At 64.2% G+C, this 23,448-nt stretch carries 11 protein-coding genes and 1 pseudogene; 6 read left to right on the forward strand and 6 right to left on the reverse strand.

Annotated features, from left to right (window positions below):
• Window positions 1–69 precede the first annotated feature (69 nt).
• The 6 genes from drmD (at window position 70) to QC180_RS12390 (ending at window position 14,321) form a co-directional block, all read left to right on the forward strand.
• Window positions 70–3,228, forward strand: a complete 3,159-nt coding sequence (gene drmD / locus QC180_RS12365) for a DISARM system SNF2-like helicase DrmD (RefSeq protein ID WP_278262835.1) — start codon at window positions 70–72, stop codon at window positions 3,226–3,228.
• Entirely contained in the window at window positions 3,225–7,205 is a 3,981-nt protein-coding gene (locus QC180_RS12370; RefSeq protein ID WP_278262836.1) for an Eco57I restriction-modification methylase domain-containing protein, read from the forward strand. The genes drmD and QC180_RS12370 overlap by 4 nt, the downstream gene beginning before the upstream one ends.
• Complete coding sequence (gene drmA, locus QC180_RS12375) at window positions 7,202–10,816, forward strand: DISARM system helicase DrmA (RefSeq protein WP_278262837.1); 3,615 nt, start codon at window positions 7,202–7,204, stop codon at window positions 10,814–10,816. The genes QC180_RS12370 and drmA overlap by 4 nt, the downstream gene beginning before the upstream one ends.
• On the forward strand, window positions 10,813–12,822 hold the full coding sequence (gene drmB / locus QC180_RS12380) for a DUF1998 domain-containing protein (protein WP_278262838.1): 2,010 nt from the start codon (window positions 10,813–10,815) through the stop codon (window positions 12,820–12,822). Before drmA ends, drmB begins: the two co-directional genes overlap by 4 nt.
• Window positions 12,797–13,525, forward strand: coding sequence for a DISARM system phospholipase D-like protein DrmC (drmC, locus tag QC180_RS12385; protein ID WP_278262839.1), 729 nt, complete (start codon window positions 12,797–12,799; stop codon window positions 13,523–13,525). Before drmB ends, drmC begins: the two co-directional genes overlap by 26 nt.
• A gap of 214 nt (window positions 13,526–13,739) precedes the next feature.
• Window positions 13,740–14,321, forward strand: a complete 582-nt coding sequence (locus QC180_RS12390; protein ID WP_278262840.1) for a hypothetical protein — start codon at window positions 13,740–13,742, stop codon at window positions 14,319–14,321.
• A 64-nt stretch (window positions 14,322–14,385) separates the two neighbouring features.
• On the opposite strand, the gene QC180_RS12395 is transcribed toward QC180_RS12390, so the two are convergent.
• The 6 genes and pseudogenes from QC180_RS12395 to QC180_RS30350 all read right to left on the reverse strand — a co-directional run.
• Window positions 14,386–14,517 (reverse strand): hypothetical protein, encoded by a 132-nt coding sequence (locus tag QC180_RS12395; protein ID WP_278262841.1) that lies wholly within the window; start codon window positions 14,515–14,517, stop codon window positions 14,386–14,388.
• A 70-nt stretch (window positions 14,518–14,587) separates the two neighbouring features.
• A complete protein-coding gene (locus QC180_RS12400) occupies window positions 14,588–17,386 on the reverse strand; it encodes an RNaseH domain-containing protein (protein WP_278262842.1) in 2,799 nt (932 codons plus the stop codon).
• Window positions 17,383–20,733 (reverse strand): hypothetical protein, encoded by a 3,351-nt coding sequence (locus QC180_RS12405; protein ID WP_278262843.1) that lies wholly within the window; start codon window positions 20,731–20,733, stop codon window positions 17,383–17,385. Before QC180_RS12405 ends, QC180_RS12400 begins: the two co-directional genes overlap by 4 nt.
• Window positions 20,730–21,779: a restriction endonuclease-related protein gene (locus QC180_RS12410; protein WP_278262844.1), complete on the reverse strand. Its 1,050-nt coding sequence runs from the start codon at window positions 21,777–21,779 to the stop codon at window positions 20,730–20,732. Before QC180_RS12410 ends, QC180_RS12405 begins: the two co-directional genes overlap by 4 nt.
• Before the next feature lie 253 nt (window positions 21,780–22,032).
• On the reverse strand, window positions 22,033–22,746 hold the full coding sequence (locus QC180_RS12415; RefSeq protein ID WP_278262845.1) for a hypothetical protein: 714 nt from the start codon (window positions 22,744–22,746) through the stop codon (window positions 22,033–22,035).
• Between the two features lie 366 nt (window positions 22,747–23,112).
• Window positions 23,113–23,295 (reverse strand): annotated as a pseudogene (locus QC180_RS30350) (helix-turn-helix domain-containing protein); the annotation flags it as partial.
• Window positions 23,296–23,448: the final 153 nt, after the last annotated feature.

Here is a 23,448-nt window from a genome sequence, read left to right on the forward strand (position 1 = left end):
CCGATTGCGAAAATCGCAAACGGTCGATACGGTGGAGCGGTCCAACTGGAACGAAGGGTGTGGGAAACGATGCCGAAGGTGCCCGAGCCAGGTCAGGTCGTCACCGTGCGCGGGTCGACGTGGGCGGTCACCGAGGTCCGGCCGCAAGGCTTACCCCGTAGCCCGGCCGACGAAGGTGCCGCGCGGCTGACGCATGTCGCGCGACTGCAGTCCCTCGAAGAAGACCGCCTCGGCGAGGAACTGGCTGTCGTATGGGAGCTCGAGGTCGGCCACTCCGTGGCACCGCCACAGCAGTTGCCCGAGACGATCACCGCGACCGGATTCGATGACCCGAACACGCTCGCCGCGTTCGTCGACGCGGTGCGCTGGGGCGCGGTGACCTCCGCTGACGCGAACTCCTACCAAGCACCGTTCCGAAGTGGCGCGAACATCGAGGCCTACCAGCTCGAGCCGTTGAGCCGCGCGCTGCACTCCTCACGTACGAACCTGCTGTTGGCCGACGACGTCGGCCTCGGCAAGACCATCGAGGCGGGCCTGGTTATCCAGGAACTGCTGCTGCGCCACCGCGCGCGCTCGGTGATGGTGGTGTGCCCACCGAGCCTGTCGGTGAAGTGGCGAGACGAGATGCGCGACAAGTTCGGCCTGGACTTCGTCATCGTCAACAGCGAGCTCATCGCCCAGGTACGTCGCAGCCATGGTCTGGGCGCGAACCCGTTTCGTCTGTTTCCCCGTGTGATCGTCAGCATGGCCTGGTTGCCGTCGCTGCGGGCACAGCGTTTGCTGCGCGAAATCTATGCCGATGTCCGCGATTCGGGCAGCGCGCGACGCTACGCCTTCGACGCGCTTGTCGTCGACGAAGCCCACCATGTCGCCCCGGCGAGCCCCACCCCGGTCGGCGGCCGACGTGGCTACGCGATCGACAGCAAGCGCACCATCGCGACCCGAGCGTTGGCGCAGCGCTGCGAGCACCGCCTATTCCTGTCCGCGACGCCCCACAACGGCTACTCCGAATCGTTCACCGCGCTGCTCGAGATGATCGATGGGCGCCGGTTCACCCGTGGTGCCACCCTCGACGAGCGTGCACTGCGCGACATCATCGTCCGCCGGCTCAAGACCGACATCACCAGCTTGGATTTCAAAACCCGTGTGCTACGGAACATCCCGTTCACGCCAGCGGAGATCGAACAGGAGAAGTTCAGCCTGCTCGAACGCATCTTGAAAGACAGCGCCCGCAAGAACGGTCGAGCGGGTCAATCCGCCGACATCGTCGCGATGCTGTTGAAGAAGCGGTTCCTCTCCAGCCCATGGTCATTCGCCAAGACCTTGGAGCTCTACGACAAGTCCACCGCTACCGGACGCTTGCCGGAGATCCCCGAAGACGACGACGAGTACTTCCAAGAGGTCCTGTCCCTTGGCCAGTCCGACGAGGAGGAAGGCGAGCAGGACCAACCAGAGTTCGACACCCTCCGCAAGAGCAAGGGCTCGGACCCGCTCATCGCGGCCACCCCGGCCGAGGTCGCCGGCCTGGTCGCGTGGGGCAGCGGCTACGAACACCGTCCCGACTCGAAACTGACCGCGCTGATCGACTTCCTTGACGCCATCTGCCGCCCTGACGGCAAGAACTGGACCAATGAGCGCGTTGTCGTCTTCACCGAGTACGCCGCGACGCTGAGCTGGATCGCGGGTGTCCTCGACCAGAAGGGCTATCGCGGCCGGGTCGCGGTCATTCAAGGGTCGACCCCCGCCGAGGACCGCGAGACGGTGCGGCAACAGTTCACCGACGAACCATCGAAGTTCCCGGTGCGGGTGCTGCTGGCCACCGACTCCGCCGGTGAAGGCATCGACCTGCAAGATCAGTGCCACCGCCTGGTGAACTACGACGTGCCGTTCAACCCGTCCCGGCTCGAACAACGTATCGGCCGCATCGACCGATACGGGCAACGCGAGCAACCGGAGATCTTCCATTTCGCCCCGGACGCCGGTTCCGCCACCTACGCCGCCGACCTCGATTTCATGCGCCGTATCGCCGAGAAGGTCGGCAATGCCCGCCAAGACCTCGGCAAGATGAACCAGGTGGTGGCCGCCGAGGTGCAGGACCGGTACAGCCCGAGCGCGAAACGGCGTGCCAAAGCCGCGCCTGACAGCGGTGACGAAGCCATCTCTCGCGCACTCGCGGGTGAACGCCGACTCGGTGCCCGGCTCACCGAACTGGCTCAGCGGTATCCGCAGATCAAATCCAGAATGCACCTCACCCCTGGCAATGCCCGCCGCGTCGTGGACACCGCGCTCGAGCACACCAAACAGCCACTGTTGAGCGAGGTCGGCGATGACCGGACCGACGCCCAGGTCTTCGAGGTCCCGGCCTTGGGCCCGGCGTGGCAGCCCGCGCTGCGGGGACTGACCACGGCACTCGAACCCGACCTCCTCCGACCGATCACCTTCGACGATGAAGCCGCCAAAGGCCGAAAAGATCTCGTGCACATCCATCTGGGGCACGCGCTCTTGCAGCGGTCGGCACGCATTCTGCGTGGCGCGCTCTTCGGTGTCGACTCGCCGGTCAACCGGGTCACCGCGGTGGTCGTCGAGGATCTGCCACAGTCCTGCGTCGCCGCGGTCTCACGTCTGGTCCTGGTCGGCCGAGGCGGGCTCCGCCTGCATGAGGAGGTATTCCTCACCGGTGTCCGGCTACGCGGGCGCGCGATGGCCGAAACCAAGGTCGAAGACGTTCTCGACGAAGCCCTCGACGCGGAGAACCTCACGCTGGCCAGCGAAGATGTGCGGATGACGCTGGCCGAGTTGTGGAATACCGAGGGCTCACGAATGCGCGGGCAACTCTTGGACGCGATCAACACTCGCGCTCAAGCCCGCCAGAAGCGTGTCGCGGAAGCCCTGCGCACCCGCGAAGAAGACGACATCGCGCGCGCTCGTCAGATCTTCGCGAACTTTCGCACCGCGCTGATCCAGGATGTGCAACGCCTGACCAGGGAAATCGAAGCCGAGGAGAGTTTGATGACCCTCGACCTGCCCGAGATCGCACGCGACCAACAGCGACAACGACGCCAAGACCTGCGCGCCATGCAAGACCGCCAAGCCAGCATTCCCGATGAGGAGCGCCGCGAAGTCGAGGCTATCCGGGACCGTTACCGCGACATCGAGCCGCACGTGTCGGCCGCTGCTGTGGTGTTCGCACTCACCCCCGCCGACGCCGAGCCGGGAGCCCTGCGATGACAACAAAGTCCAGGCGCAAGCCGCCGACCAGTACCGAACTTCACCGGGGCTGGCTCGAACTCGTCGACGCCGAGGGCCCGTTCCTCTCCGTGCCCGCCGTCAAGCGAGTGTGGCCGCAAGGCATGCCCTCATTGACCGCCGACCGTAAAGCCATACTCGCCGAAGCGAAACCCGCGTTCGAGAAGGCTTGGGAGAACTGGGACACCCACCGCGACGAGTCGGCGCTGGACCTCTACCGCGCCGAACGCGACACCTGGGTCGGCACGGTCCTGCGCGAGGTCGTCGGCTGGTCGGGGAGTTACGACACCGGACGCACCTACACCGTCCGCTCTCCCGACCACCGAGTCATCGTCACTTCCGCTGGCGCATTGGTCCACGGCGACCTCGTCGGCGCGTTGGTTCTCGTTGTCGACCCGGTCGATTCGCTGCGCGATCCCGGCCTCGACGGCTGGTCCGACAGTGCGATCGACCGCACGACTCACCTGTTGCGCGAGGCAGGTGTGGCGATCGGCGTGGTCACCGACGGCCGTTGGTGGGGCGTCGTGTGCGCCCGCCCGCAAGCATCTGTCGCCTCTGGAATCGTCGACGCGCACACCTGGATCGAGGAACCAGCGACCCGCAACGCGTTCTTCGCCCTGCTCGCCCGTCGCCAGCTCGTCGCCGGGGTCACCCAGGACCGGTTGCCGAATCTGTTCGCCGAATCGGTGAAGTCCGCTGAGGAGATCACCGAGGCGCTCGGCACCCAGGTCCGTCAAGCCGTCGAACTCCTCGTTCAAGCCCTCTCCGAATCGGCGCTGACGGTCGTCGAGCGCGGCGAACCTGACCCGCTCCCCGCCGATCGTGGCGCGGTATACGAGGCCGCTGTCACGATGATGATGCGCGTGGTGTTCCTCTTGTTCGCCGAGCAACGGCAACTACTGCCCGAGAGCGAATTGTTCACTCGCGGTTACGGTCTCAGCGAGGAACTCGATCTCCTTGACGCCCGCGCCCGCGACGAAGGGACCGAAGCCCTCGACGCCACCCATCTGACCTGGCATCGACTACTTGCCACGACAACGGCGTTGTATCAAGGGGCTACCTTCGAGGACATGCGGATCCCGTCCTACGGCGGCTCGCTCTTCGACCCGAACCGGTTCGAGTTCCTCACCGCTCGCGACGAGCGGGGCCTGCTCATCGCGGTGAGCGACCGGGTCATGTTGGCTGTGCTGGCTTCGGTCCAGGTCGCTACCGTCAAGGGTTTCGCGAGCCGAATCTCATTCCGCGACATCGATGTTGAGCAGATCGGGTACATCTACGAAGGATTGCTCGGCTATTCCTGCGCCGACGTCAACGAGGTGACCGTCGGGCTGATCGGCAAGGCGGGGCATGAGCCCGAGATCCCGCTGAGCGTCCTGGAGTCCCTCGCCACAGCCAACCCGGACCCGGCGAAACTCGCCACCGCCCTGATCGCCTGGACGAAAGCTCACCAACAAGCTGCGGTCAGTCCCACCGCCGCCGCTCTCGCCAAGGCGATCCAAGCAGGCGACGCGGTCACTGACGCCGACCGCGCGTTGCGTGCGATCACCACCGACGCCGAGTTGCGGGATCGGTTACGTCCTTTCGTCGGTGTCATTCGACGTGACTTGCGCGACCGTCCTTTCGTCGTCCACCCCGGCGGCGTTCTCGTCGTGGAAACCGCGTCCCGCGCCTCGGCTGGCGCCCACTACACACCAAGGGATCTCGCCGAGGAGGTCGTGCGCTACGCGCTCGAGCCGCTGGTCTACTCCCCTGGGCCGCATCAAACCGCCGACCAGGACAAATGGAAACCTCTGTCGTCAGATCAGATCCTGCGATTGAAAGTCGCCGACATCGCCTGCGGCTCCGGCGCGTTCCTCGTCGCCGCCGCACGCTACCTCGCCAAACGACTGCTCGAGGCGTGGGAACGGGAGGGCACCGCAACCGGACATGACCTGCGGACCAAAGCCATACGGCATGTGGTGGCCTCGTGCCTGTATGGCGCAGACATCAACGCGATGGCCGTGGAGATGTGCAAGCTGTCGCTGTGGCTGGTGTCGTTGGACCCGAAACTGCCGTTCTCGTTCGTGGACGACAAGATCTTCCACGGGAACGCACTCTTGGGGCTGACCAGCGTCGAGCAGTTGAAGCACCAGCACATCTACCCCGACGCCACGCAGTTGATGTTCTCCGATATCGACGTCGACGATCGACTTCGCGAAGTGGCCGCGATACGCCGCGATCTCGCGCACGAAGTCAGCGTCACCGACCCACAGCGTTCCGCGACGGCCAAACGGCGGCAGCTGCTGCGCACTCAGGAGTTGACCCGCGAGCTCGCCGATATCGCTGATGGTGTGGTGGCGGCAGGGCTGCAATTCGGAGGTAAGCCGGGGAAGGCCCTCACGGAGGCGTACGAGAGCCTTCGACTGGCAATTGGTCAGGCGTACCCCGCCGACGGTCCCGATGCGGATCGGACCGCTCTTGACGAGATTCAGGCAGCAGGGCTGACACCTTCGGTGAAGACCGACTATGCACGCTGGAAGCCATTGCATTGGATTCTGGCAGTGCCGGATGTGTTTGACCATGGCGGGTTTGATGCGATTGTGGGGAACCCGCCCTTTCTCGGTGGCCAGAAACTTACAGGCACCATGGGCACCGAAGTGCGGGACTGGTTTGTCAACGTCCTTGCGGACGGTCAACGCGGCAGCGCGGACCTCGTCGCCTACTTCCTGCTGCGGGCCGTGTCGCTTCTCACACCACGAGGCAACCTCGGCCTGATCGCAACCAACACAATTGCCCAGGGCGCCACACGCGAAGTCGGTCTCGACACTCTCGTAGCCGACCATTTGACTCTCACTCGGGCCATTCAAAGTCGCGTGTGGCCGTCGGCCAGCGCCGATTTGAAGTTCGCTGCTGTGTGGGGAACCCTGCAAGCCATCGGTGACGACATTCCCCGGGTCGCTGACGACATCGCCGTTCGTCGGATCTCGGCCATGCTGGAACCAGCCGGTCGGGTCGACGGAAACCCGGTGCGGCTGGCGGAGAACAGCGGGATAGCGTTCCAGGGTTGCATCGTCGTCGGCATGGGGTTCGTGTTGGAACCTGACGAGGCAGCAGAATGGCTCGCTGCAAACCCAGCAAACAGCGAGGTTCTCTTCCCCTATCTCAACGCCGAAGACCTCAACTCGCGGCCAGACGCGTCTGCATCCCGATGGGTGATCGACTTCTACGACCGTACGGAGGAGGCTGCCGCAAAGTACTCACTGCCGTATGGCCGGATCCTCGAACTAGTCAAACCGGAGCGGCAGAAGGTAAATAGGAAGGCCTTGCGAGACCGATGGTGGCAATTCGGCGAAAAACGTCCAGCGATGCGGAAAGCCATCGCAGGACTGGACGAGGTACTTGTTATCGCACAAACCAGCAAGACCCTGATGCCTAGCCGCATTACAACCGGCCAGGTGTTCAGCCACAGTCTAATTGTTTTCGCAACAGATTCATTCGCACTGCAAGCGTTGTTGGCATCGGACATTCACCAGGTCTGGGTACTAACCTACGGCCCCACAATGCGAACCGTTCGCTATATGCCCTCCGACGTCTTCGATACCTTTCCACGTCCGGCTCCCACCGATCTCCTCCATGCTGTCGGTCGAACCCTCGACTCTGAGCGCCGTGAGATGATGCTCCGCCGCGACCTCGGTCTCACCAAGCTCTACAACCTCGCCAACGACCCCGACATAACCTCCGACCCGGACATCACCCGTCTGCGCGAGATCCACGTCGAACTGGACCATGCGGTGCTGGCGGCCTACGGCTGGGACGACGTCCCACTCGACCATGGCTTCCACACCTACCGGAACATGCTCCGCTGGACGGTTTCCCCCGCTGCACGGGTTGAGATCTTGGACCGCCTCCTTGAGGAAAACCACCGCCGCGCCGCCGCTCAGGGCGAAGCCCCACCCGCTGCCGAGAAGGACGACGAATGACCGCCCCCTACCTCCTCGCCCGCGACCCCGACGGCCGATCAGTCACCGCTCGGGAGAACCTCGCCGACATCCTTGAACGCGAACTTCTCGGCCCAGCGGGCGGTCCGAACGAGATCCTCGCTGGTCCGCCCGACTCCGCGTACCTGATCGGCCGGATCGCGCCGGCCCGCCTCACAGACCGAGGCTGGGACGAGGACCCCGCGACCGACGTCGGTGACGAACTCGACGCGCTCGAGAGTCGTGGCGTCCCGCTCACGGCGGTGGACGATGCGGCAGCTACCGCCGAAGAGGACACGGTCGAGGACGGCCCGCAACGCCGGGGCCTGATCATCCCCGCTTCCATGGGATTGCGTCTGCAAATCCCCTCGGATCTCGCATCGTTCACCGTGACCGCGTCGTGGGGCACCTACGAGGCGCTGCCGACCGAGGTCGATGACGACGGTAAGCGAACGGCTCCTCGATTCCAGCGGACGCCGATCTCGATCGACACGGTCGTCAACGTCACGAGTCTGGTCCCGAAGGAGACCACGGCATTCCACCTGCGCGACACCGTGGTGCTGCGGGTCGACCGCTACGACGACCCCGAGCGCGGTCGCCGGTTGATCGAGATCGCCCTGTGCAATGACGCGGAGACGCCAGGCAAGATCCCCATCAACGCATGGCTGTTCCAGACCAAGCTCGCCGTCACCGCAGGCGGCGACGAGGTGTTCCTTCCTATCCGCGATCTGCTGATCGAGGATGACGACGAGTTCGACGACGAGCTGCGGTTGCTGAACCTGCAATACCGCGACCGGCTCGAGTTCGCGGTCGGCCGAACATGTTCGGTGGATTGGGATGTCGCCCAGGGTTCGCGGCGCGCGCGATCGGTGTGGACGACGTGGCTGCCGACCTGCCAAACCCCGCAGACCAGGGCCGAGGAGATCGCGGCCGCCCTGCTGGACATGGAGCAACTGGCGAGCGCCGGAATCGATGAGCTGCGAGCAGGGTTGGAGCCGATCGTGATCGGCTACGCGGCGTGGCTCGACGGTGAGCAGACCGCAGCAGAGCAGATGCCCGAGCACCTGCGAGCGGACGCGCTCGAAGCAGTCGCCGAGGCACGTAACGTGCACGCCCAGTTGCGGGCTGGGCTACAGCATCTCCTCGATGACGCCGAAGCGCTGCGGTGCTTCCGCTTCATGAACACGGTCATGGCTTCCCAGCGCATCCAATCCCAGGTCGCCGAACGCCGTGCACAGCATCCGGCGGAATCCATCGCGCAAGCCCGTGAGAAGGTCAAAGCCAAAGGACCGCTGGCACATTCGTGGCGTACCTTTCAGTTGGCCTTCATTCTGATGCAGCTGCCGATGTTGACCGACCCCGCCGCGGACCGGCGCTCGAGTGAGCTGGCGAAAGCGCAGCTGCTGTTCTTCCCGACCGGCGGCGGCAAGACCGAGGCCTACCTCGGTTTGGCGGCCTACACCTTCGCGATCAGGCGACGTCAAGGCATGCTCGAAACCCTCGACGGCCCGCTCGATGGCGGCGGCGTTGCCGTGCTGATGCGGTACACGCTCAGACTGCTGACCGCACAACAGTTTCAACGTGCGACAGCAATGGTGTGCGCGGCGGAGATGACCCGGCGCGCCGATGCGGTCAAGTGGGGGTCTGAGCCGTTCCGAATTGGCCTGTGGGTGGGTACCGACGTCAGCCCGAAGCGGTTCGAAGAGGCCGAAGCCCAGTTGAAGAAGGTGAACGAGGGGCGCGGTCACCGTTTGACCGTGCTGCAGATCCAGCGCTGCCCGTGGTGTGGCGATCGGATCACCGCTCGCGACATCCATCCCGACCCCACGCGGCAACGGGTGTTCGTGTACTGCGGCGACGAGCTCAGCGACTGCCCGTTCGCCAAGGGCGGTGCCGCCGAGGACGGTTTGCCCGTGTTGACCGTGGATGAGGAGATCTACCGCCTCGCGCCGGCGTTCGTGATCGCGACCGTCGACAAGTTCGCGCGGCTCGCCCGCGAGGGTGAGGCTGCCTCGCTGTTCGGATACGTCAGGCAACGGTGCGACCTGCACGGCTATGTGCACACCGACTACGCGGGTTGCGTGATCAAGGACGGCAGCAAGCATCCCGGCTCGGGGGCGACCATCCGACCGGCGACCCGGTTACGTCCGCCGGACCTGATCATCCAGGACGAGTTGCACTTGATCACGGGCGCATTGGGCACAACGGTCGGGTTGTTCGAGGCCGGGATAGACGTGGTCTCGTCGTGGCGCACCGCCGACGGCCGCCCGGTACAGCCGCTGGTTGTCGCCTCGACCGCGACCGCCCGCAATGCCGCCGACCAGGTAAAGGCGATCTATGGCCGTGACGTGACGATCTTCCCGCCCCAGGTGCTCGACGCGGGGCGCACCTACTTCTCCAAGGAGATCCCGATCGACGACGAAAACCCCGGTCGTCGCTACATCGGCATTTCCACCACTGGTGTCCGATTGACGACCGCGGAGATCCGCGTCGCGGAGATTCTGATGGCCGCGGGCCAACTGCTGCTCGATCGGTCGGGAGCCGCGGCCGACCCGTACATGACGCTGGTCGGGTATTTCAGCGCGACCCGCGAATTGGCCGGTATGAAGCGCTATCTCGACGACGACGTGCAAGATCTGCTCGCCAAGGGGCGCCCGTGGTCACGCGGCCTGCCCAAGCGCTACGGGACCATCGGCCAGCTCAATATCACCGAGCTCACCGCCCGAGTCGCTGGCGCGAACATCACCCAAACCCTCGACGAGATGGCGATTCCGTTCGATCCGGACATCGATAGCTCGGGTGCCGTGCACACCAAACGACGGCCACGCCAGCCATTCGACGCGGTACTCGCCACGTCGATGCTGCAGGTCGGAGTCGACGTGACTCGGCTCGGCTTGATGATGGTCGTCGGTCAACCGAAGAACACCGCCGAGTACATCCAGGCGTCCTCACGCGTGGGACGAGACAACAATCGACCGGGTTTGGTCGTCACGCTGGGGAACTGGGCTCGACCACGCGATCTCGCGCATTACGAGCAGTTCCGCCACTACCACGAGACCTTCTACGCCAAGGTCGAAGCCTTGTCGGTCACACCATACTCGATGACCTCGATACTGCGAGGCATCGACGGCGTTCTCGTCAGCGCTGCTCGCGTCCTACAGGCGGGGAAGTCAGGTGGCCTGTCGGAGGAGACCGGCGCCGGCCGCATCGAGGCAGAACAGAAGTTCGTCGACAACCTGATCGAGGCTCTCGTGGCCCGCATGGGCCGGGCAGCGCGCAGCGAAGACGCTACCCAGTCCGCCCAGGAACGGCTCACCATGCGGCGCGACCTGTGGCTCAAGCGCCGCGCGCAAGTCGTGGAGCAGATGCAGACCTTGGTCTACGAGCGCGTCGGGAAATCCAGCTCGGCGCCGCTGATCATCAGCCCTGAGCATGGCAGGGCCCTCGCAGACAACCGCGACGTGCCGCCCTTTGTCGTGGCGAATTCCATGCGTGAGGTGCAGCCCGAGATCAACCTGCTCGTCAGCCCGATCGAAGCGAACCTGTACTACCAAGCGCCGTTGACCGCACCGAAATGGGTTATGCCCGAGGCCAACGAGAAGGACGCCAAGTGAGCATCGACGCCGACTACGTCTACGACCCGAGCCAGGCCGTCGCTCCGCTGGACGACGCGGACAAGCTCAAAGCCAAAGGCACCAAACACAATCGCGCGAAGGTTGGTTCCGCACGACCGTCCTCGCTGCTCTACACCTACGGTCCCGGCGCGGTGATGGACCTGCCGAACTTCACGATCATGCCGACCGGACTCGATGATTGGGACCGGATCTACGAACGTCGCGACGGTTCCCGCACCATTCACGCTCCTCGCCTGCGCGAAGCCGTGGCCAAGTTGATGAAGTCACGTGACGTTGAATTGCGGCCGCATCCTTGGCAAGCGCAAAAGCTCGCCATGTCCACCGAAGGCAACGATCTCGGTGTGCCCGCTCGGGTCTTCCCGCAGTGGCTGCGCTGCACCGGCTGCGACCTTCTCGGTCCGTTGACCTTGTTCAAATACCACAACACGCACCCATTTCGGTCCGACCAGGCCGCGTTCGAACACACCGGCTGCACCGGGCGCAAGGGCACCCGCAAGGCCAAGGGCCGCGACGCTGTCGCCGCCCGATACCTGCTGGCCTGCGCCGACGGCCACCTCGACGAATTCCCCTACAACGAATGGGTACACCGAGGAAGGCCGTGCACTGAAGCGGAGGTTCCTCGGTTGAAGATGCCGACCCGCACCGCTGGCAAGGGCGCGGCAGCCAGCATCGACTGCACCGCGTGCGGCAGGACACGCAGCATGAGCGAAGCTCAGGGGGCGGCCGGGCGCGAGAAGCTGCCGAAGTGCCGCGGCAGGCACCCGCACCTCGACGCGTTCGAGAAATGCGGCGCCGACACCCGACTGATGCTGATCGGCGCATCCAACCTGTGGTTCCCGGTGACCCAGTCGGTGGTCGTGATGCCGGTGACCTCGCCGGAAGAGCACTACCGCGATCTGGCGACCCTCCTGCGGATCGCGTTGGGCTCCAATCTGGCCAAGTTCCACGGCGATATCGACGTGCTGAAAGCGCTCATCGAACAGTCGGTGCCAGCGGCGTTCGCCCTATCAGATGACGAGTTCACCACTGTTGTCGAACTGGCCGACAAGGAACCCGAGGACGCCGACGAGCAGAAGCGCGAGTGGGACCCCATCCAACTTCTCGTCCCAGAGTGGAAGTATCTGCTCAACGACGCATACGCCAATGGCCAGCGCGACGAGGTCAGCGGCCTCACCCTGGCCCGACGTGATCGTGGGAAAACGTTGCCACCGCAGATCACCCGAGTGTTGGCCGTGGAATCGCTGCGCAAAGTCAACGCCCTGCTCGGCTTCACCCGCATCGACGAAATGGATCGGGTCGACGACGTCGAGCGACGCTTCGTCCCGATCGCTCGCGCGGCCAGACCGAAATGGACTGTCGCCACCGAGGATCTCGGCGAAGGCATCTTCCTGCAACTCGACGAAGCCGCTGTCACGGCGTGGGAGAAGCGGACGTACGGCAGCAAGGTCTGGAAAGCGCATTCGGCGGCCCACAAACTCAACTTCGAACGCCGTCACTCCGATACCGCCGCCGACGTGCACCACGAAACCCGGCTCAAGCCGCCGCGCTACTGGCTCGTCCACGGCCTCGCTCACATCCTGATCCGCGAGTTGGCGATGACGTGCGGCTACAACGCCGCCAGCCTGAGTGAACGCCTCTACGCCTGGCAAGCCAGCCCCGAACGCCCGGCCGCCGCAGGACTTCTCATCTGTACCACCGCCTCCGACAGCGACGGCACCCTCGGCGGCCTCGTCGAGCAAAGCCGACCAGCGTTGCTCGAGCGGGTCGTCACCAACGCGCTACGCCGCGCGATGCGCTGCCCGTCAGATCCGATCTGCTCCAACCGGACACCCCGTCCGCCAGAGGACTTCCTCCACGGCGCCGCCTGCCATTGCTGCGTCATGGCATCGGAAACCTCGTGTGAACGCGCCAACCGGTTCCTCGACCGCCGGTTCCTCATCGACCTACCGGGGAGCACCCTTGGATTCTTCCAACTCCCCCGCTGAGATCGCCCGTCTGCTGGGCCGCTACCTCACCGGCACCGAAGCCAAGGACATCGCCGACCGACTCGCCGCCGGCGCGACCATCCGCACCGCCCTCACCGCACTCACCGTCGACCGCCGTCCCGAAGCGACCCAGTTGCTGCGGCAGCTGGACCCCTCGCAATCCGTCGCGGTCCTGCGCGGCATCCAGGGAGCCCGATCGACGGTAACCAAGCTCGGCCAGCTCTGGACCATGCCCGGTCCGCTGGCCGACACCGGCCGACTCACCCCATCGATCGTCGAGTATGTCGACGGCGCCCACAACTCCGTGATCTGCTCGACCTTCAACTTCCAACGATCATCGGGGCTGTGGGATGCGCTACGCCGCGCCGCTGGTCGCCCGTCGGTGCACGTGAAGGTGTACATGGACGCGCGGGCCGCCGACCGAGCGCCGAAATCGAGATCTCCGACGACGAAGGAAGTCGCCCGCCACCTCGCCCCAGCCATCGTGTTCCGCACCAAGGACTACGACGGCCGCTATGTCACCAACCACGCCAAATTCATCGCCATCGACCACCGCATACTGCTGGTCACCAGCGCCAACTTCTCCCACAGTGCCGAACATCACAACATCGAGTTCGGCTTGATCGTGGAGAACCCCACTCTGACCGAAGCTATTGAGCAGCAACTCCGATCGGCTGAGCAAACTGTGTACGAACGCGTCTGAAATGCGAACGAACTGGAGGCTATCGGCCGCCGCGGTAGGGGTCTTGTGGTGATAGCCGAGGGCGACGACGGGCGCGGGCAATTCGAGATCGTCCTCGCAGATCCGCCCGCGAGAACGATCAATGTCGTAGTGCACTGCTAGCTTGTTCACGCCTGCTCCCGCAGGGCTGAGGAACGGCCTCAGTCGCTCGTCGAGGAGAGGTAGAAGGAACGACGTGTTCTCGAAGTTCGAAGAGTTCGCGGGAACAGCGCGCATACCGGCGATCAAGTTCGTAGCGGTCCGCGAACTCACCCAGCTTCATTGGCGTAAGGTCACCGAACCAGTCGAAATCCCCGCAGCCGGAGGGGTGTACGCGTGGGTCGATCCCGCGACGGACCTCGTTCACTATCACGGCAGCGGAAGCGGGGCCGCCGGTCTGCGCAAGCGACTTGGCGACCAGTTGCGGTGGCAGGCCGCACAGCGCCAGCGCATCGCAGATGCCGAACGCCTGGACGAGATCGACAGCTGGTTCCGGGTGGTGATCGAGTCCCCGGCGATCCGCCTCGCTGCCGAGGGCGCTTTCGATCTGTGGATTGCGGTGGCCCGCGAGCCTGAATGGTCACTCGGCACTGAGGAAGACGCGAATCTCCCAACCTCGCCGCTCGGTTGGGAGTCGTTCATCTACGAGTGCTCACACCTCGTGACCGGGCGACGATCACTCCTGGGCGGTGGAGCGTGGGAGTCCAAACCAGGTTCTCTGGGATACGTCATGGAGCGGGTCGCCTGGAGTCGGCTGCGCCAGGTTCGCGGAATCTAGCGCGATCTGCTGAGGTGCGCCCTGACTGCGCAGTCCGGGCGCACCCCACCGGGCCATTCGTCGATCATCGCCGGGTCCACTGCCACGGGAACGCGTTGACGTAGGCGGTGAATGCCTGCACCGTGTTCTCCTGGCCCTCCACAGTCGTACGGGCCAGGTTCCGGGCGAGCTGCTGGTTGACGAACCCCGTCGGCATCGCCTCGAAACCTAATCCGGTGCGGGCGCGGCCCGCCTACGGGGTGCAGGTCGACACATCACCAGGCGGTTCAATCGTCTTCGGCCTCCTCACCTTCTGGTTCGGCGGGGGTCGCGGAGCGGCGGTATTGGGGATGGTCCTCGTCCATCTTCTTGGCAGCGTGCAGCGGCGCGGGGTATCGAGCTCGGTCGGTCCAAGCCATGGTTTGGTGGCACAGGTTGGCCGTGGTGATGGCCAGCGCCTGCAGATCGACGTGGGGCGCCGCGAACATCGGGTAGATCTCGGTGGTGGTCATGGAGTACCAGTTCTGTGGCATCTCGCTCTTCCGGCGTTCCTTCGGATTGTCGGAGTACACCGACCGCGCCGCGTCCCATCTCGTGTAGTGCTCACCGAACCGACCTCCACTCTGACCGTCGAACGCTAGCGGAACATTGGACAGGACCCACACCGGTGTGCCGAAATCGGTGGTGACCCGGTACAGCTTTCTGGTGGTGCGGGATGTCTTCGGTTCCTTGCCTTGCTCTTTGAACACTTGGGTGGTTCCGACCGCCGGTATGACCCGTTCTCGATCGAGGTTTATCCGGATGACGGCATCGGGTCGTTCGTCATCCGGCAAGGATGCTCCGGGATGGCGGTAGCGGGTATCTCCGTACTCCGGGTTCGTGCCTTGGTGTGCGTTATGGAGTCCATCCCACATACGACGACTGGCCTGTTCATCGACGGTGACAACGTACGATGTCCCGGCAAGTTCCTCTGCGAGATCGCTGAGGGCGCATTCGATCTGCATCGCGGCGTCGTCCCATCGTTGCCGGTATGTCGTTTTCTCTCGGTTGGGTTGGGGGTAGACGGTGGCGTGGAAGGCGGTCTGGGCGAGTCGATAGGGCTGCCATTCGGGTCGGGTCGAGGACCAACCGAGCATCGTCCACACACCACCCGCCACGGCGGGTGGAACGAAGGCCGCCGCCGTGATGACGACTTTCGGTTGGCCATATTCACCGGGGCGCCGATTTTGCTGCCGGATATGGAAACCGACATGCGCGATCTGGTCAACCGGGTAGTCGATTGCGCTCTCGGGAAGCGCGTTGGCAAATCTCTGGTCGACAATGCCGAGACTGCGGTAGAGGTCGAGAAGCGCCAGCATCGCGGGGTGGTCATCGGCCTTCGGGGTGATGATGTTGCCGTCGGGATCGACGCCGAGCAGGTACTGGTTGGCGATATCGCGTTCTCCGAACAGTCGGCGGGTCTGTTGTTTCGCGTCGAGATCGTCGAGTACAGCGGCGTCTTTGCTACCTTCGGAGTCCTGTCCTGCCGACGGGTACTCAGTTTCGCACCAGGCGCCGACCAGGGTACCGCCGTCAGCGGCGACTAGGACTCCGCTGGATTCCAGAGCGGCTGTTCGGCCGTTGACCGGTCCAGGCTCCAGCAAGTCTGGCGCACGGTGGAAGGTTGCAGTGATACGGCCTCGATGTAGGTCGAGCACCGAGGCATCGGAGGGATCCAGCGCCGCGGTGTCGACACCGAATGCCTTGACCAGCCGGTTCAGCATCCGCATCCGTGCCTCGTCCCGATACCACAGGCACGCGATTCGTAGCGTGTCGAAACCTGCTTCTTCGACAGCTGCGAGTATGTCTTCAGGGGTCGGCAGGAGAGGACCCTTCGGACGAAGGGGACCCTCGTATTCGCCCCTGTCCTTCTCTTCTTTGCGGCGCCTGTACTCGTCGGTGGAGATTCGTTCCGCGTCGTTGGGCCGATGCGGCATGGGACTGCCGACTTCGACCATCTCTGGCTGCTGTGCTGCATCACCGAAGATCTCGATGAAGTGTTGTCGGAGCATCCTCATGTGGTGCATGCCGACGCCGACGCCGATGGGGAACTGCCGATTCTTCGGTAGGATCGGCCAAATCCGATCGGGGCGCTCGCGCGGAAACCGGACACGCTTGTCCTCTTCTTTCGCCTTGGCGCGCAAGGCTTGTTCCTGCTTCGATCGCGTTGCCATGGAGTCGAGAATGGAGCGGTTCATCTCGAGGCGGCTCAGTGCCTGCAACGCGAGATGGTTGACAGTGCGGGCGCCGCCGCGACCGTTGAGCGATACCTCCAGCACGGGCGACCCGGGACCGCGGTCGGCCAGAGCGGTGCGGCAGAAGATCAGCGAGTCCGATATCCGGGTGACTCGTGAGGTGGCGATGAGCACCGGGTGCACGAGATGTGGGACGGTAATCAGCTGCAAACTTGTGCGGGAGAGCGCGAATCGTCCGCGTTGGTCATTTTCCCATGGCTGGTCGAGGGCGACCAGCCCGCCCGTGGTGTCGGGCCGCAATGCGATCTTGCGGTTGTCAGATATCGCCCATGGTTCTGCGGCGAGGCGTTCGGCGAGATCCCATGCGACTGTACGGTATACCCAGTTCGGAACCTGTGGCTGCTCGCCAGCGATCGGTACGAGGTGCTCGGCCAGATGATGGCTGACCTCGATGGTGTCGGCGATACGTGAGGCGAGCTCCGGCGGCTGAGCGAGGTCGATACTGTCAACGTCTACGCCGAGCGCGAGTCCGTGGGTGAGGGTGAACGCGCGCCGCAGCGACTTGGGCGACAGTGGCTGGCGTGATGCGAGGAACGGGTCGCGGCGGGCAGGGTCGAAATGGACGTATCCGCCGCTGATCATGCTGAGCACGAGGGTGGCGATCGAGTAGGGGGCTTGCGCGGATTCGTTTCCGTACCGTTGTTTACACTGGTTGTCGAAGTCGTTCCACAGCTTCGCGGTTTCGGGGTCGAGGTGGCGGACGTGAACGGTTGCGTCGCCGACGAGTTCTGGGGTGCACCGGAACGCCAACGAGTCGAGGTACTTGCCGGGTGCACGATCGAATCGAGTCACGATTCCTCTTCAGGGTCAATGTGTGGCAGGGCGGAGATGACCGGGGCTGCGGGGTCTATCCCCGCATAGGATAGGAACGCATTGAGCGCTTCCCCGTAGAGATCGTTCATTCTTTGCCGCACGTCCGGTGGCCATTTGGCGTGAATGCGACGCAAGATGCTGGGAAGATCCGCGCTCCAGGCGTCGGCCTCGAACGCGTAGTCGACCAAATGCAGTACTGCCTCGGTGCCCCCTCGTCGCGCCCGTCCGGCGAGCTGGATCAGATCGATGACGATTCCCGCGACGATCTCCTCCTGCAGGGTCTTGTACATCGAGGTGAACTGGGGTGGATTGCGCAGCAGCAGCGTCACACGGTCGGAGGCCGCTTCGGCCGCATGCCGCAGGGCGGCGACAGGGTTGGAGCTGCCGTCTGGTGGCAGAGCGTTCATGCCCGCGGCGTTGATGCTGCCGTACATTTCGGCAGGTTCGCTGAGGTCGGCAAGCGGCCGGACACACAGGTAGACCGATCGAACCGCGGATCGGGTACCGCTGACGATATTCAGTCCGCGGGCGACGACGGATAGCGGGACGACCAGGATATTGCCATGACTAGGGAACTCTTCGAACTGTTCTTTCGTCAACCGGGTCGCGATGCTGGACTTGGGCAAGTCGAGGTCCGTGCGATTGCGGTCCTCAGTGCGAACCGCCACACACAGACCTCCGCCGAACCGTCCTGCTCGTGCAATGCCCTGGGCAATCCATCCACATTGCTCGTACGAGTTCGCCACGACCAAGACGTGAGCACGGCCGGGGTCATTCTTCCGCGCGGCTTCCAGCTCACGATGGATCTTGAGATCGTAGAGCTGGCTGCCCAGCTCGATCAACGCGTCCTTCTTCCGGCTGGCGTGGATGCCGGAGATGTGGATCGGTTCGCCAACGAGAGGATGATCCTCGCTGTAGTCGATGCGGTGACGCTTGGCCCGGATCGACTTGGCCTGCGCATCGGTCATCCACCATTTCACCGGAGCGTGCAGGTGTTCGCGAACTGCTTGCGGGAAGTAGGCAGTGGCGGACAGGCCCATCACGGGTCGCTCATGGCCCGCGAGTGTCAGCGATACCAGCCCGCCCAGTTCGGCGGTGAATGTGTGGGGGTCGCCGGCGATCGTCTGTGCGACGAGTTCGGCGTTGCGCTCTCTGTCGTCGAGCCCAGTGACTCGGTAGCCGGTGATCGACCGGCCCAACATTCCCTGTGGAAATGCCGTCATCATCGCCGAGGACTGCAGCTTCTCGACGATCTTGTGCGCAGACTGCAAACCCGATCCGCGGTGGCCGTGCGCCTTCTGCTGGAGTTCGGCCAAGGCTTCATCCAGTTCGACCATCGCGGTGCGGGTGACGAGCAGGTTGACCGCCATTGCCCTGTCGTGCGGGTCCTTGATCCGATCGTCGAGCAGCTTGTGTAGTTCCATCTTCACCGCATCGAGCAGGTGCCTCCCGCGCGGCGCGACGAGGGCGCTGAGGGATTCTCTGATTTGTGACCACTCCGGCGGCAGGCGCAACCCCGATCCCGGGGGTGCTGAACCGGGTTCGCCGTACCGGCCAGGGAGCAAGGCATCGATTTTGGGGAAGAGGACCTCGGGTACCTCGGAATCGGAGGTGCAGTCCAGGTCTGGAAAAAGCAAGCGGATCAGTCGGCGGTCACGACCCCGGGCGAGGTGCCAGCGTGTACTGGTCTGATCAGGCACTCGCTGGCGGGCTCTTTCGTCTTCGGTCGCATGCAAGCTCAAGGCGTTCTGGCAGATGCTCAAGAGTAGGAATTCCGCCATCAGGCGAACCTGGCTGACCGACGGCAACAGGTCGTGCTCGTCGGCGATCGGCATCCGCTTCGCATCGACATCGAACTCCTGCGGGACCGCTGACCAATGCCGCCTCGAATGCAACGAGATATCGCTGGTCGACTTGTCGATGGCACGACATTGGAATTGATCGATCTCGTCGATGAGAACGGTATGGCAGGTCCGCAATGCGAACTCAGCGGCGGTCATCCGCCGAATCGGCCGTCCATCGAGATTCACTCCGATGCGGAGGTTGCCTTGCATGAACATGAAATGGTTCATGACTACGACATCTGCCTCGCACGCTTGGTAGACAGGGGTGAACTTTCCACACGTCGGAATCCAAGGACAGGCCGCCGCGCCGACGCCCTGCGTGTGCAGCGACAGGCAGGGTTCTCGTCCGGGCGGATATGGGGCTGCGGCATCGATGTGTGATTCCAGAGCACATCCGTATGACAGGGCGTTGAGGTCTCGGTCTGCCCGCCCGCCCCATTGCCCGGGAGCATCAGCGTCTTCAGTGATCAACGACGCCAACGTGTCCGCACGGTCCAGCATTCCGCCTGACGACATCAGGTGCGCACATGTCGGCTCGTGGTCGAACTCCTGCATCTGGTACAGGCAGGCCAGATCTTTCTGGATCTTGTCCGTGGTGGACAGGCAGGCGGTGATGTCGGGCAGCACTACCGCGACGCGAAGGTTGTTCTTGGCGAACCATGCGGCCAGGACCCGCACGAGGACACTCTTGCCAGTCCCAGTGGGGGCGTTGAGTATCTGCGTGCTTCCCGACGCGAGGGCTAGCATGTCGGCTGCAGAGACGGTGTCGGTGGTTTGCAACGCCGTGAAAAGACCGTTCAGGACATCGAACAGGTACGGCTCATGGAGCCGAGTATCGATCTTGGTCGCGAGACCAAGGAGTTCCGCAGTCGGAATCAACACCTCGGACAGGTAGGGTGCAGTCACGACCGCCGGAAGCCGGTCATGGCCGAATGCCTCGGTGAACTGGGGAAACTCCGGGATAGTCACCTGTCCGCGGATCAGCCCGGCCTTTTTGTCGAAGACCTCAGCGGCGGTCCAGATTCCGGGGCCGGCAAACGGGATCGGCTTCGGGCGAGCGCTGGGTCGGCGAAACCGTGCGATACGGCGATCGACGAATCCGAAGAGATCGCCGCCGACGCGCGGGACCGCAGCAGTCGCTGTATATGGCGAGTCCCCGACCAGTTCGAACAGGGCCAGCGGCGGGTCGCCGTCACTGTCGACGGTCAGCGGCGCCAGAGTCATCCGCGCGGCGATCGCAAACTTCGCAGGATCGGACAACGCAACCGGAGCGATCTTGTACACCCCCGCGATACGCTGTCTCTCCTCATGCGGCAATTCCGGCCACCGGTTCCACGCCCGGAACTTGCCCGACAACAGAAACGCTGCTTGATCGAACGGCGCCGCAACCCTGTCGTCCCCGGCGACAGACTGTGGAAAATAGTGCGCAGCCAATGCCAGAGCCGCCAGTACCGCCGTCTCCTGCACCGATGGCTCACTCACGACCAAATCACCCCCGCCTCCGCACAGACCCGCTCGGCGAAACCGGTTGCCGTCTCCACCTGTAGCCCGTACCGCTCGCATACTCCCGACAGCAACGGCAGCTGAGCGGCGCGGTGGTCGGGAACGACCAGCCAGTTGGCACCTCCCGCATCACCTTCTTGAGCATGGATCAACTCACCGAGGGTCCTCGCGCTGGTGAAATCCTTGACGTCGACCGCGTATACCCGTTCCGATGATTTCTCCCCGATTACGACGCGCAGATCGTAGGCATCCAGCCCGGGCCACAGCTCGACCTGCAAACCCCGCGCCTTCAGCGCGAGATACAGGGCAATCTCCGGGATTCCAGGAATCGTGGTGTACCGCCATACTCCACGGACCAGGGCCCGATACCCCTCAGCGGGGAGCGCTACCGGGATCGTGCCCGTATCGGGATGCAGTACCGACAACGGTCCTTCCGGAAAGTCGACGGCGTGATCGGGAATCAGTTCAGGCGCACGCTCTTTGCGGGTTGAGTCGATCAGGTAGATGGCGCCCATGTCGGTGTGTGGCTGATGCCAGCACTGGGCGCGGCGGACGTGGCGGTCGGCGCCCGCGGTGATGCGCATCGGCCAACGGCAGATCGGACACGGGAACCACCAGCCGCGATGCTGCGAACCGTAGGGAACCGGTTGGTAGTACTCCCCGACCGAGACCGGGATCGGAAGATCGCACAGGTCTTCGGCTGGGTAGTACGGGTGCTCGATCAATGCGCGGCGTCCCGCCTCGTAAGTGCGCTGTTCCCCCGGTTTGCGCAGATAGGTGTAGACCATCTCCTGTTCGATCTCCGACTGCAGCTCGGACCTACTGGACAGTCGGCCGGAGCTACGCGCCTTCTTCAGCACATGCTTCAGGACCATCTGCTCTTCGAGAGCGAGGTCGAATACTGCCGGGTCTATCTGCCCCTGGTCAATACTGGACAGCTGCTCGAACTCGCCCGACGCCACCCCTTCGGGAAGCAGACGCGCCAGGTCCTCAGCGACAGCCCACCGGAAATCTGCGAATGACAAGGGACTGCCCGGACCTCGGACAGCGAGTACCTCACCGTGACACTCTCTGAGCACCTTCAATCGGTCTACCGGACCGATACCTGGCACCGTCTGAGCTTCCGCGGCGCGTAGTGCCGCGCGTAGGACGCGCGAGCGCACCGTGATGTCGTCGATTCCTATCTGCGTCTGATCCCTCAGGACTCTGGTCACGAGCGGGCACACTACGCCCGGGCACCGACAAGAAGTCACCGAATTCGCCGGGGAGGTCAGGCGATCAGATCGGGCGGTCGCGATCAAACGACGCCAACCCAGCAGTATCGACGGCCGGATACACGTTTCGATAGGTGTCGAGGTACTCGACCACGTGTCTGCGACCGAGATCGGTCAACTGCCAACGATATTCGGCCACATGAGTACCACCAGCAGCAACAACTGGAACCGAATCCACGAACCCCCGACTCGGCCTGCTGCCTGACCTGCCGCGATATCCGACACCGAGGTAGAACACCGAGCGCCCAGCCAGCCGATCCTCGGCGAGACCGTCCGGTTCAGCCGCAGCAACGCGCACCAGGACACCCCACAGCCACTCCGAGAGCAGATGCGGCGCGGGATCGGGCTCCCGAGGCTCGCCTACACCAGCCCGAGCCGCGGCCCGGCCTTGACGAGTCATCTCGACCATCACCCGCCGAACTGAACCGGCCACTGGATGCTGCACAACATCCTCCGACACCACCACCAGACCCCGGCGCTCGAGCGCGTACACCGTCGACCCGACCCCCGAATCGTGCACCCCACGCGACCGCAGCCGCTCTTGCAGCCGGGTGTAGCCGACACCGGCAGATGACGAATCCAGAGCCAGCGGCAGTTTGCGCCACTCCCGAGGCGGCGGCACTGGCAAGCGCTGCAATCTGCGCATCCACATCTCGGTCTCGGTCATCCGATCATCGCGCATGATCTCCGCGAGAAACTGCTGCTGGCGCTCGTTCAACGACTCCCACATTGCTACTGCTGACCGTGACGGTGGGCGCGTTGCCGGCGGCGGGCTCGCAGGCGCGGGTTCATCAGGACGCGAGCGCATCCACGCGTCGAGCACCATTCGCACAGGCACGCCGAACGCCCGCGCGAGCGGTGCAAGCAGTCGGCCGGTCTCATTCACATCCCGCCACCGGCGATCGCGCACTGGCCGACCCCGCTCCAGCTCAGACAGTTTCGATGCCGATACCCGGAGATCACGCCCAGCATCCGACCGCAGCAACACTCGCGCCAACTCGGCCAGTGTCAAGCCTGCGGCGTATCGCAGGTCAACCAACGTCCCGCGTCCTGACCGTTCGCCCAACAGGGCAGCAATCTCGCAATCCAGCGCTGCGGCCAGTTCCGCCAGTCGCGCGGGCGATGGAGAACGCGCACCAGTCTCATACAAGTAGATCAACCGCTCCGACACCCCACACCGTTGCGCCAAGGCCGAGCGGCTCAAACCCATCGCATCCCGACACGCCCGCAAGCGCGCGGAATTGATACGACGAAGAGACGACGCCACCTGTCCATATAAGGCGAACAATGATTCGACTGCAAGGATGCCCGCCGTGGCCGCCCCCTGCTCAAACCTGCACTAGCTGGTAGCTCACACTATGCTGGACGGGAGACCGGTTGACGACGGCGATTCGCTCGGAGTTGAGAATTTGGCTGCAAT

This window comes from Nocardia anocheti, from assembly GCF_029675105.1.
Taxonomy (GTDB): Bacteria; Actinomycetota; Actinomycetes; order Mycobacteriales; family Mycobacteriaceae; genus Nocardia.

What these genes read in the sequence shown, in the direction of transcription:
- drmD (WP_278262835.1), top strand. Translation starts at nt 70, where the DNA reads ATGCCGAAGGTGCCCGAGCCAGGTCAGGTCGTCACCGTGCGCGGGTCG.
- QC180_RS12370 (WP_278262836.1), top strand. Translation starts at nt 3,225, where the DNA reads ATGACAACAAAGTCCAGGCGCAAGCCGCCGACCAGTACCGAACTTCAC.
- drmA (WP_278262837.1), top strand. Translation starts at nt 7,202, where the DNA reads ATGACCGCCCCCTACCTCCTCGCCCGCGACCCCGACGGCCGATCAGTC.
- QC180_RS12395 (WP_278262841.1), bottom strand. Translation starts at nt 14,517, where the DNA reads ATGCCGACGGGGTTCGTCAACCAGCAGCTCGCCCGGAACCTGGCCCGT.